At 71.7% G+C, this 11,758-nt stretch carries 9 protein-coding genes and 1 riboswitch; of the genes, 2 read left to right on the top strand and 7 right to left on the bottom strand.

Features of this window, described 5'->3' with window-relative positions; all coding sequences use genetic code 11:
* Window position 1: 1 nt before the first annotated feature.
* The gene (locus AWQ71_RS27555; RefSeq protein WP_157570608.1) at window positions 2-802 is read right to left on the bottom strand and encodes a hypothetical protein; all 801 of its coding nucleotides are present in this window, start codon (window positions 800-802) and stop codon (window positions 2-4) included.
* A gap of 137 nt (window positions 803-939) precedes the next feature.
* Window positions 940-4,164 carry a fused isobutyryl-CoA mutase/GTPase IcmF gene (gene icmF, locus AWQ71_RS27550; protein ID WP_067138153.1) on the bottom strand — a complete coding sequence of 1,075 codons (3,225 nt, stop codon included), beginning with the start codon at window positions 4,162-4,164 and terminating at the stop codon, window positions 940-942.
* Window positions 4,165-4,416: 252 nt separating this feature from the next.
* On the opposite strand from icmF, the gene AWQ71_RS27545 reads away from it, so the two are divergent.
* Window positions 4,417-5,442: an NADP-dependent oxidoreductase gene (locus AWQ71_RS27545; RefSeq protein ID WP_245658500.1), complete on the top strand. Its 1,026-nt coding sequence runs from the start codon at window positions 4,417-4,419 to the stop codon at window positions 5,440-5,442.
* Window positions 5,443-5,476: 34 nt separating this feature from the next.
* On the opposite strand, the gene AWQ71_RS27540 is transcribed toward AWQ71_RS27545, so the two are convergent.
* The 5 genes from AWQ71_RS27540 to AWQ71_RS27520 form a co-directional block, all read right to left on the bottom strand.
* Window positions 5,477-6,793 carry an MFS transporter gene (locus AWQ71_RS27540; RefSeq protein WP_067138151.1) on the bottom strand — a complete coding sequence of 439 codons (1,317 nt, stop codon included), beginning with the start codon at window positions 6,791-6,793 and terminating at the stop codon, window positions 5,477-5,479.
* On the bottom strand, window positions 6,790-7,686 hold the full coding sequence (locus AWQ71_RS27535) for a polysaccharide deacetylase family protein (RefSeq protein WP_067138150.1): 897 nt from the start codon (window positions 7,684-7,686) through the stop codon (window positions 6,790-6,792). Before AWQ71_RS27535 ends, AWQ71_RS27540 begins: the two co-directional genes overlap by 4 nt.
* Before the next feature lie 43 nt (window positions 7,687-7,729).
* Window positions 7,730-8,938 carry an ROK family transcriptional regulator gene (locus tag AWQ71_RS27530; RefSeq protein ID WP_067138149.1) on the bottom strand — a complete coding sequence of 403 codons (1,209 nt, stop codon included), beginning with the start codon at window positions 8,936-8,938 and terminating at the stop codon, window positions 7,730-7,732.
* Window positions 8,939-9,106: 168 nt separating this feature from the next.
* Entirely contained in the window at window positions 9,107-9,847 is a 741-nt protein-coding gene (locus AWQ71_RS27525; protein WP_067138148.1) for a glycoside hydrolase family 25 protein, read from the bottom strand.
* 400 nt (window positions 9,848-10,247) lie between these two features.
* Window positions 10,248-10,386, bottom strand: a riboswitch (cyclic di-AMP (ydaO/yuaA leader).
* 281 nt (window positions 10,387-10,667) lie between these two features.
* The gene (locus tag AWQ71_RS27520; protein WP_218001985.1) at window positions 10,668-11,291 is read right to left on the bottom strand and encodes a TetR/AcrR family transcriptional regulator; all 624 of its coding nucleotides are present in this window, start codon (window positions 11,289-11,291) and stop codon (window positions 10,668-10,670) included.
* Window positions 11,292-11,375: 84 nt separating this feature from the next.
* Here AWQ71_RS27520 and AWQ71_RS27515 point away from each other — a divergent pair, with 84 nt between their 5' ends.
* Window positions 11,376-11,756: a nuclear transport factor 2 family protein gene (locus AWQ71_RS27515; RefSeq protein ID WP_084259355.1), complete on the top strand. Its 381-nt coding sequence runs from the start codon at window positions 11,376-11,378 to the stop codon at window positions 11,754-11,756.
* Window positions 11,757-11,758 lie beyond the last annotated feature (2 nt).

Here is an 11,758-nt window from a genome sequence, read left to right as displayed (position 1 = left end):
CTCACGGCCGTCCGGCGGCGGTCGGAGCCGAGATCGGCCGGGGCGGGTAGACCGACGCGTCGGTGAGAACCCGCTCGCCGAGCGGCTCGTCCAGCTCGACGGTGAACGGCGTGGCCGGGTTCCCCTGGCAGGTCACCACCCCGCCTCCGGCGTCCACCCGCCGTACGCCGAGGACCACCCGCACCTCCTCCGCGGTCGGCTCCACCCCGAGGAGGCGGATCCGGCCGTCCGCCCGCCGCCCGCTCGCGCACTCGCGCTCGTGCACGAGTACGGATATCCGCCGGGAGTCCGGGCCGGGCGGCGGCGCCGCGGGGTCGAGCGTCACGTCGGCCACTCCCAGCTCGCCGAGGTCGCGGCGCAGGTCGCAGCGGCTCGAGGCCCGCAGGTGCCAGCCCGGGCGGCCGTCCGCGTCCGGCTCGCCGAACCGCTCGACGTCCAGGAACTCGTGCGTGAAGACCATGCCGCCGCCCTGGTCCCGGGGGCGGGTGAGCTCCCGGATGAGCGCCAGCCGGGTGGCGCTCTCCTCCACGATCGTCCACGTGTCCAGGTCGTCGATCCGGCGCACCTCCGTTCCCTTCAGCGCGGCGCGGCCGTCCGGGCCGAGTTCGGTGGCCGGCCGCCCCTCTCCCAGGGCCCGCAGCGACACCTCCTGGAAATGGCACATCACGATCTCGCCGGCCGCCCCCATTTCGGGGGCCACTGCAACGACCGTCTGCGCGCCGTCCAGTCCCGCGCCACCGCAGCCCGCGAGCCCGGCCAGCAGCAGGGCCGCCGCCGCGCCGGACGCCATCCCCCGCGCCATCCTCGCCCCTTTTTCCGATCATGATCGTTGATCGGTTCGACGCGGCCCACCGCCCCGCCGGTTCCCGCGACGCACCGCTCACCGGCGGTGCGTCGCGTCCCGGCGGAGGGAGGACCTCGCGGACGGCGGGGACGGGGTCACACGTTGCGGCGGTACTGGCCTCCGATCTCGAAGAGAGCCTCGGTGATCTGCCCGAGCGAGCAGACGCGGGCGGCGTCCATGAGGGCGTCGAAGGCGTTCTCCCGGGACATCGCCGCCTCCCGCAGCCGGGCGAGCGCGGCCGGGGCCTCCTCGGCGTGGGCCTCGTGGAAGGCGCGCAGCCGGGTGAGCTGGGCCTGCTTCTCCTCCTCGGTGCCGCGGGCCAACTCCAGCTCCCGGTGGTCGTCGACGGCGGCGTTCGGGTTCCGGAAAGTGTTCACGCCGATGATCGGGAGCGAGCCGTCGTGCTTGCGGGTCTCGTACAGCATCGACTCGTCCTGGATCTTGCCGCGCTGGTAGCCGGTCTCCATCGCGCCGAGGACGCCGCCGCGGTCGGAGATGCGCTCGAACTCCCGCAGCACCGCCTCCTCGACCAGATCGGTGAGCTCCTCGACGATGAACGCGCCCTGCAGCGGGTTCTCGTTGACGGCCATGCCCCACTCGCGGTTGATGATCAGCTGGATCGCCATGGCCCGCCGTACGGACTCCGCCGACGGGGTGGTGACGGCCTCGTCGTAGGCGTTGGTGTGCAGGCTGTTGCAGTTGTCGTAGATCGCGATCAACGCCTGCAGGGTGGTGCGGATGTCGTTGAAGTCCATCTCCTGGGCGTGGAGGGAACGGCCCGAGGTCTGGATGTGGTATTTGAGCTTCCGCGCCCGCTCGCCCGCGCCGTACCGCTCGCGCATGGCGACCGCCCAGATCCGGCGGGCGACCCGGCCAAGCACCGCGTACTCGGGGTCCATGCCGTTGGAGAAGAAGAACGACAGGTTGGGGGCGAAGTCGTCCACATTCATGCCGCGCGCCAGGTACGCCTCGACGTAGGTGAAGCCGTTGGCGAGGGTGAACGCGAGCTGGGTGATGGGGTTGGCCCCGGCCTCGGCGATGTGGTAGCCGGAGATCGACACCGAGTAGAAGTTCCGCACCTTGTTGGCGATGAACCACTCTTGGATGTCGGCCATCATGCGCAGGCTGAACTCGGTGGAGAAGATGCAGGTGTTCTGCCCCTGGTCCTCCTTCAGGATGTCGGCCTGCACGGTCCCGCGTACGGTGGCCATCGTGCGGGCCCGCAGGCCGGCCGCCTCCTCCGCCGAGGGCTGCCGCCCGTGCTCGGCCGCGAACCGGTCGAGCGCCTGGTCGGCGGCGGCGTTGAGGAAGAACGCGAGGATGGTGGGGGCCGGGCCGTTGATGGTCATGGAGACCGAGGTGTTCGGCGCGGACAGGTCGAACCCGTCGTAGAGCGCCTTCATGTCGTCCAGGGTGGCGATCGACACCCCGGAGGTGCCGACCTTTCCGTAGATGTCGGGACGCAGGTCGGGGTCGTTGCCGTACAGGGTGACCGAGTCGAACGCGGTGGACAGCCGCGTCGCGGGCTGGCCCTCGGACAGCAGCTTGAAGCGCCGGTTGGTGCGGAACGCGTCGCCCTCGCCGGCGAACATCCGGGTCGGCTCCTCGTCGTCCCGCTTGAACGGGAAGACCCCCGCGGTGAACGGGAAGCTGCCCGGCAGGTTCTCCGAGCGCAGGAAGCTCAGCAGGTCGCCGCGGTCGCTGTACCGGGGCAGGGCCACCCTCCGGACGCGGCTGCCCGACAGCGTCTCGCGCCACAGCGGCGTGCGCAGCTCCCGGTCGCGGACCTTGACCACCAGCTCGTCGGCCTCGTACGCCTCCCGCGTGGCGGCCCACCCGTCGAGGAGCCCGCGGCTGTCGGCGTCGACCGCGCCCGCGGCGCGCTCGGCGATCCGGTCCAGGTCGGCGGTCGCCGCCCCGTCGGCCGCGACCGCCTCGCGCGCGGTGAGCAGCGCCTGGTGGCGGCGTACGGCCTCCGCCTGGGCGGCGGTGCGGGCGTGGTAGCCGCGGACGTGCTCGGCGATCTCGGCCAGGTAGCGGACGCGGGACGGCGAGACGATCGCGGAGGTCACCTCGGAGGCGTTGCCCCGCACCTCGGGGACCAGCCCGGGCGAGACGGGCAGCCCCTTCTCGCCGAGCAGGGCGCGCAGCCGCTGGTAGAGCGCGGTCACCCCCTCGTCGTTGAAGCGGGAGGCGATCGTGCCGAAGACCGGCATCTGCTCCGGGGGGACGCCGAACGCCTCGCGGTTGCGCACCATCTGGCGGCGCACGTCGCGCAGCGCGTCCTCCGCGCCGCGCCGCTCGTACTTGTTGATCGCCACCACGTCGGCGAAGTCGAGCATGTCGATCTTCTCGAGCTGCGAGGCGGCGCCGAACTCCGGCGTCATCACGTACAGCGAAACATCCGAGAACGGGACGATGGCGGCGTCGCCCTGGCCGATGCCGGGGGTCTCCACGATCACCAGGTCGTGCCCGGCCGCCCGGCAGGCGGCGATGACGTCCCCCAGGTGCGGGGGCAGCTCCTGCGCGCCCCGGGTGGCCAGGGAGCGGAAGTAGACCGAGCCCCCGGTCAGGCTGTTCATCCGGATGCGGTCGCCCAGCAGCGCTCCCCCGCCGCGCCGGCGGGTCGGGTCGACGGCGATCACCGCGACCCGCAGCTTGTCCTCGTAGTCGATCCTGATCCGGCGGAGCAGCTCGTCCGTGAGCGAGGACTTGCCCGAACCGCCGGTCCCGGTGATGCCGAGCACGGGGATCTCCCGGGCGGACGCGGCGGCGCGCAGCTCGCCGAGCCACTCCGCGCCGGCCCGGCCCGCCTCGACGAAGGTGACCGCGCGCGCGAGCGCCCCGTGGTCCCCGGCCACCACCTTGGCGATGTCGGGCGCGTCGCCCGCGGCGAGATCGACGTCGCACGTCTCGACAAGCTTGTTGATCATGCCTGCCAGGCCCAGCCGCTGGCCGTCCTGGGGCGAGAAGATGCCGGCCACGCCGCGCGCGTGCAGCAGCTCGATCTCCTCCCGCACGATCACGCCGCCGCCCCCGCCGTACACCTTGATGTGGCCGGCGCCGCGCTCACGCAGCAGGTCCACGAGGTAGGTGAAGTACTCCACGTGGCCGCCCTGGTAGGAGCTGATCGCCACACCCTGGACGTCCTCCTGGATGGCCGCGGTGACGACCTCCTCGACCGACCGGTTGTGCCCGAGGTGGATCACCTCGGCGCCCTGTGACTGCAGGATCCTCCGCATGATGTTGATCGCCGCGTCATGTCCGTCGAACAGGGCCGCCGCCGTCACGAACCTCGTGGGATGAACCGGCACATGCATGGACCACACTCCTACCGAGCGACAATTTATTAGGACGTCCTACTAAATCGCGGAGCATAGAAGAGAACGGAGGCGCAAAGCAAGGCCGCTCCGCGCGTCGTCCCCGTTCGGGCGGGCACGGGCGGGCGCAGGTGGGCACGGGCGGGCACGGGCGGTTTCGCGGCCATGACGTTTGCGGCGGCGGGCCGGAGGAACAGGAGCAGGGAAGCGCCCTGAGCAGGGACGCTCCCCGAGCACGGATGGACGATCAACGTGAACCAGCCACACCGGCCGTTGCCCGAGCGGGGCCTCGAGGTGCGGCTCGCGTCCCGGCCCCGGGGATGGCCCACCCCGGAGAACTTCGACATCGCCGAGGCCCCGGTCGAGCCTCCCGGCCCCGGGCAGCTCCTGGTCCACAACGAGATCATGAGCGTCGATCCGTACATGCGCGGCCGGATGAACGCCGGCCCGTCCTACGTCCCGCCCTTCGAGGTCGGCAAACCGCTGGAGGGCGGCGCCGTGGGCGAGGTGATCGCGGACGCCTCCGGCCGGTTCCGGCCCGGGCAGAAGGTGGTCCACCCCCTGGGCTGGCGCGAGTACGCGCTGCTGGACGCCAAGTCGGCCCGCGTGGTCGATCCGGACGCCGCGCCGCTGGGCTCGTACCTGGGCGTGCTGGGGATGGTCGGCCTCACCGCGTACGTCGGCCTGTTCGACGTCGCGGGGTTCACCCCGCGCGACATCGTCTTCGTGTCCGCGGCGGCCGGGGCGGTCGGTTCGCTGGTGGGGCAGATGGCCAGGTTGCGCGGCTCCCCCCGCGTCATCGGCAGCGCCGGGTCGGCGGAGAAGGTCCGCTACCTGAACGAGGAGCTGGGGTTCGACGCCGCCTTCAACTACAAGGACGGCCCGGTCGTGGAGCAGCTCCGCGCGGCCGCGCCGGACGGTGTGGACGTCTACTTCGACAACGTCGGCGGCGACCATCTGGAGGCCGCCATCGACCTGCTGAACGAGCACGGCCGGGTCGCCTGCTGCGGCGCGGTGGCGCAGTACAACGTCCCGGATCCGCCGCCGGGGCCGCACAACATGTTCAAGATCGTTACCAAGCGGCTGGCGTTGCGGGGCTTCATCGTCGGGGACAGCGCCCGGCGCATGCCCGACCTGCTGCACGAGGTCGGCGGCTGGCTGCGCGACGGCCGGCTGCGCGAGCGTCAGACGGTTGTGAACGGCCTGCGCAACGCCCCGGACGCGTTCCTCGGCATGCTGAGGGGCGAGAACATCGGCAAGATGCTCGTCACGATCTGAGCCCGGCCGCCGCCTCGCCCCGTGATGACGGTCCTCAAGGAGCGGGTGGGCCGGAGATCGGGACCGGGCCGCTCTCGCCGGCCGGGCGGACGCCCGCCCGCAGCGGGTAGAGCAGGAAGCAGCCGAACGCCACCGCCAGCACGATCAGGGGAACCCCGCCCAGCATCAGCCGGACGCCGGTCACGACGGAGCCGGGCTGCACGGCCGCCCCCGCCTGGTAACCGGACCGGGACAGCACCATACTGATGATCACCGCCTGGAGCGACACCGCCCAGCGGACGATGAACCCGTTCATCCCGAAATACATCCCCTCGCGGCGGGCGCCCGTCCTGCGCTCGTCGTCGTCGATCACCTCGGCGAGCAGGATCTCCAGGAGGACCAGCATGCCCGCGATCCCCACGCCGACCGCGGCCCCGGCGACCGCCGCGAGGGCGAGACCGCCGACGAAGAGGAACGGCACGAGGGCCGCGCCGTACACGATGATCGCGGCGAGGACGGCGCGGCGCGGGCCGATCCGGGTGGTGACCCGGCTCCAGACGTAGACGAGCGGGATCGCGGTGACGAACACCGCGCCCAGGATGACGGTGTTGGCGGAGTCGGGCTCGCCCAGGGCGTACTTGGTGAAGAACGGGATGCCCGCCTGCAGCAGGGCGAAGGTCAGTTGCAGCAGGAAGCTGCCCAGGACGTACGTGACGAACGCCCGGTTGGCGAGCGTGTAGCGGACCGCGGTCAGGAACCCGAAGCTCTCGCGTTCGGCCCGGACCCGCTCGACCGACCCGCGCAGCGACAACGCGAAGAAGGCCAGCGCGACGACGCCGAAGAACATGCCCATCGCGGGCCATCCGATGAGCCCGTACAGCACGGGCGCGGCGGCGACGCCGACGATCATGCCGACGATGGCGAACATCTGCCGCCAGGACGCGGCGGCGGCCCGCTCGGCGATGGTGGTGAACATCTCGGGGAACAGCGCCACGTAGTTCAGCACCACGACGACGAACAGCACGTCGTAGACGAGGACCGCGATCAGGAAGTACCAGAAGCGGGCGGTTCCACCGTCCACGAGCGGGATCCAGATCATGGTGAACGCCGCCGCCAGCGGCGCCATCCCGATCGCGATGTACGGCACCCGCCTCCCCCAGCGGGTGCGCGTCCGGTCCGAGACGTGCCCCACCAAAGGGTTGAGCAGCGCGTTCACGATGCCGTGGATGACCATGGCGACGCCGATCAGCGCCGGATCGACGCCGAGGTGGTCCACGTAGTAGAAGGTGGCGAAGGTCGCGAACGCCTGCGCCAGCAGGTTGACCGACAGGTTGCCCGACCCGTAGGCGAGCATCCGGCCGCGGCCGATCATCGCGACCTCTGCAGGGCGCGCAGGTCGGACCAGCCGATCAGCCGGACGCCCTCCTCGTCGACCGCCCGGCGGACCTCCGGATCGGTGAAGAGCCGCAGCTCCATGGCGCGCTTCGCGTGGTGCGGCATGATCTGCCGCAGCTCGCCGGTCTCCTCGAACGGGTGGATGTAGAGCTCCGTCACACCGGGCCGCAGCGCCCGGATCAGCCCGATCATGTCGTTCCTGACACTCTCGTACGTCTCACCCTCGGCCAGCTCGAACGGCAGCGTCCAGAGCCGGTCGAGGATCACCACCCCGGCCGCGTCCGCCGCCTCCGCCCGCGCCGCCGCGATCGGCTCCAGCTCCTCGGGCAGGCCCATGCCGTCCAGGGTCCTGGGCAGCCGGAACGGCAGGCCGTGCTCGGCACACGCCTTGAACACGACGTCCAGGAAGTCCCGGCCGGTCACCAGGCCGTACAGGCTGCCCATGTGGTTGTCGGCGTGCGAGGGGTCCAGGCCGAGGGTCACGGCCCTGCGGATCTGGGCGGTGATCTCGGCGTGGACCTCGTCCGGGTCGGCCCGCTCCTCGACCGCCCGGCAGTCGGCCGGGAAGTAGCCGGCCTCGTCCACCAGCGAGGACACCCCGCGGTCACGGGTCACCGGCCCCCACCGGTAGCCCTCCCACTCGCTGGTGAAGGTCAGGTGGACGCCCACGTCGTAGCCGCCGGCGACGGCGGTACGGATCGCTTCGGGGGCCCACGGGCACGGGGTCATGACGGTCGCCGAGCTGATGGCGCGGGCGGCGAGCAGCGAGGTGATGCCGGTGTTGGCCGCGTGGCACATGCCGTAGTCGTCGGCGTTGACGATCAACAGCCGGTCGTCCTCCCGGGCGCCGAGCCGTCGTGCGAGGTTCACGTGGTGTCCCCTTTCCTGGAGCCGCTTTCCTGGAGCCGCGCGGTCACCCGGCGGAGTCGGTGTCGTACGGCCGGCCTCCGGGGCCGGCATCCTGCGGGGGCGCGCCCGTGGCGGCGGCGAAGGCGCGTTCCCTGGCGTGATGGCGGGCGAGCCAGGCCGCGCCGCGCAGGACGGCGTCGTCGGGCACACCACTCGCGATGACCCTGATCGGCAGCGGGCCGGCGTCCTTGGCGAGGTGGTGGCGGACCCGGCCGAGCAGCAGGTCGGCGTTGGCGCCGACCGCCCCGCCGAGCACGAACAACTCCGGCTCGATCACCAGGGCGATGGAGGCCGCGACGTGGGCGATCCTGCGGGCGGTGGCGTCCACGACCGCGAGCGCCTTCTCGTCACCGCCCCTGGCGCGCTCGAAGAGCTCGCGGGGGGACGGCCGGCCCGCGATGCCGGCCGCCCTGGCCTGCTCGGCGATGCGCCGGGCGCCGAGCACCTCGGTGCCGAGCTCGGTCGCGGGGTGGGGCAGGAAGCCGACCTCGCCCGCTCCTCCGGCGAACCCCCGGTGCAGCCGGCCGCCGAGCACGATCCCGGCGCCGAGGCCGACGCCGACGCCGAGCAGGACGAAGTCGCCGACGTCCGCGCACGCGCCGAACCGCTGCTCGGCGACGGCGGCCAGGTTGACGTCGTTCTCCAGGAGCAGCGGCATGGGCAGGTCGCGCGCGATCGCGTCGACCAGCCCCTTGCCGCCCCGCGGCAGGCCGTACGCCCGTCGGATGGTGCGGCCGTCGCGGCCGACGATGGCGGGGACTCCGATGACGGCCTGGCCCACGGCGGCCACGCCGATGCCGGCCCGTCCGGCGCACTCGGACGCGAGGGCGGTCACCGTGTCCGCCAGGGCGGCGGCGTCCCGGCGCGGCGCGGGGGCCTCGGCGCGGGCGAGGACCTCTCCGGTCGCGTCCACGACCGCGACGCGAACCCGCAGGTGCCCGATGTCGACGCCGAGGCCGAACGCGCAGCGGGGGGCGATCCGGTAGAGCGTCGCGGCGGGTCCCCTGCGCGCGGTGTCGATGCCCGCCTCGTCGACGACGTCGCGCGCGATGAGCTCGCGCAGCGCCTGGGCGACGGTGGTCTTGGACAGGCCGGTCGCCCTGGTGATCTCGGGCCGGCCCAGCGGCCCCTCGCGGTCGACGACGGCGAGCACGGCGCGCGCGTTGATCGACCGGAGCAGGCCCTGCGGCCCCGCGAGGTAGTCGCCGCCCACGCTCACCCTCCGTCCCGGCACCGAGTAGGTCGGAAACTTTCCTACTCAGGGTGAGCGCATTTCTATCCCATGGGCCGCCCGGCGGCAAGGGGGTACGCGCGCCCCGTGACACGCGAACGCCCACCGCCTCCTGTACGGGAAGGCGGTGGGCGTGAGCGCGGGGGGCGGTTACGCCTTGGCGGCGGGGCGGCCCAGGGCGCGCAGCTGGTCGGCGCTCAGCGCCGAGACGTTCTCGTCGATGGGGTCCTCGGTGTACTGGTGGATGGCCCAGCTCTTCCAGTCGGCGGGCGGGGTCACGGTGCCCTTCGCCTTGCTGTAGTGGGCGACCCAGAGCGGGTACTCCGCCAGGCCACGACCGTAGGTGTCGGCGAAGTTCCACCCGCTGTAGATCAGCGGCGTGGCGCCCGTCTTCGCCTTCACGTACGCGAGCCAGGTCTTGGCCCATTTGTTGACGTGCGCGACGGACATGCCGTCGGTCGCCTCCAGGTCGAGCACGAGCAGGTCGCCCTGCTTGCCGGGCTGCGCGTTCACCACGGAGAGGAAGTGGTTCGCCTCGGCGATCGGGTCGTTGCTGGGGTGCGCGAAGTGGTAGGCGCCGCGCACGATGCCCTTCTCGCCGATCTGCCGCCAGTTCCGGGCGAAGGTGCCGTCGCGGAAGGTCAGGCCCTCGGTGGCCTTGACGATGCCGAACTTCGCGGGGCTGGCGCTCCAGTCGTGGTCGGGCTCGTGGTTGGAGATGTCCTCGCCGTAGATGAACGGGGCGACGGCGGCCTTCTCCTCGGCCGCGGCGGGGACGGGACGGTCCGGTGTGGCGTGCGCCGGGCCGGACAGGACCAGGGCGGCCGACGTGGAGACGGCGGCCAGCAGTCCGGCGGCGGACGCGACGCGAAGGTTACGACGAAGGGACATCAGGTTTCTCCTACGGGGGGCAATTGAGGGAACTGCCTGGGGAGTGGGATCGGTGGTGTGCGGGGGCACACGGGTGCCGTCGCGTCCGCTCCTCGCGACCCGTGGCGGGGTCCGGGTCACCGGGAGCCGACGACCGCCGAGCGCCCGCGAGGCCCTGCCGGAACGGTGCGGGCGTCCGGGGTTCGGGCAGGCGGGAGCCCGGGGGGTGAAAGTGCGAGAGCGGCGCGGAAGGCGAGGTCGACGGGGCGAGCCTGAAGACCGGGCACGAGGACGGGGTCCTCGGGGCCGTCAGGCGGCGCCTACCGGCAGCGCGTCAGGCGAGGGCGCCACGCGTGCCGTGACAGGTCCGGCCGGGGGGCTTCGGACGAGGGGCAGGCCGATGCTCGGGCATGAAGGGTCCTCCTTCCTTCCACACCGCCTACCGGGTTAGCTGACGGGTTCGGGCTGGGAGGTGCCCTACGGCACGCCGCTCGGCGTGTCGATTCACCCCGGGAGTGGGTCCCCGGCTCCGCGCGTGGCGGACTCGGCGGCCGCGCGCGTCCCGGCGGGAGGATCCCCACCGGGCACGCGCGGTCCTGGTACGAGGTCGCGGCACGGTAACGACGACGTTGGCGTTACCTACCGTGACAGTGCCCTAAAGCTACCTAATCCGACATGCTGCAATAAATAGGACAGATAATTTTTTACCTTCCACCTGACATCGCAGTCATGATCGAGTCAGGCCGGCGTCTCCTCACAGGAGCCCCGGGGCCGCCCTCGGCGACCGTCCAGCCGTCCCGGAGAGCGCCCGTAGCCCCTCGCAGGAGTGGGGCGGGCAGCCTCACCCCGTTGCGAGGCTCACGCCGACGATCTTGGTGAGGTAGCGGTCGATCTGCTCCTCCAGGGGCGGCAACGCCAGCCCCGGTTCGTTCACCCGGATGGACACGGCGCCGTGCACGGCCGCGCGTAGGTCGAGCGCCACAGTGGCCGCATCGGCGGCGGGCGCGAGCCCGGCGTCCATGCACCGCTGAACGGCGGCGCCGGTACGCACAGCCAACTCCTCCTTGAACACCAGATGCATCCGCCGATTGAGAGTGCTCTCGTGCAGCACCTTGTAGAGGCCCGCATGGTCGCGGACCCACGTGGCGAGGTAGAGCAGGCGCGCTCGCAGCTGGGCCACCGGGTCGCCGGAGGCCGACTCGGCACGATCCAGATCACGCATGAGGTCGAGGGTGCACTGCTCCAGGGCCGCGAAGACCAGGGCGTCCCGGTCGGAGAAGTGGATGTAGACGGAGGTCGCCGCGATTCCCACCTCGCGCGCGACGGCGCGCAGGGACAGCGCCTCATCATCCCCCAACTCGTTCAGCATCCGCAGGGTGGCGCCGATGATGTCGCGGCGCAGCCGTTCCCCCTGGCCGCGCGGGTTGCGACCCCGCGCCGAAGAGTTCGAAGAGGTCGTGTCCATGGCTCGCATTGTATTGCAACGACCGTTGCCCTACAGTCGTAGCGCTACATGCGTTAACCTACGGCTGTTCACTTAAGGGGACACATGGATCTCGAGCGGAACAAGCAGACTGTCTTGGCCTTCTACGAGGCGGGCCTCAATCAGAAGGACTTCGAGACCGCGTCGAAGCTCATCGGCGACCGGTACGTGCAGCACAACCCCAAGATCGCGGACGGGATCGAGGGCTTCGAGGCCTTCGCCAGACAGCTACGGGAGGACTTTCCCGCGCTGCGCGCCGAGGTCAAGCGCATCTTCGCCGACGGCGACTTCGTCATCGCGCATGTGCACGGCGTGCGGGTGCCCGGGCAGCCCGGCACGGCCATTGTCGACATCTTCCGGCTCGACCGGAACGGCAAGATCGTTGAGCACTGGGACGTGATGCAGCCGATCCCGGAGGCCGCCGAGAACCGGAACGGGATGTTCTAGCC

This window comes from Microtetraspora malaysiensis (assembly GCF_001528665.1).
Lineage (GTDB): Bacteria > Actinomycetota > Actinomycetes > Streptosporangiales > Streptosporangiaceae > Microtetraspora_A > Microtetraspora_A malaysiensis.
This window is presented reverse-complemented; position numbering and strand designations above follow the sequence as displayed.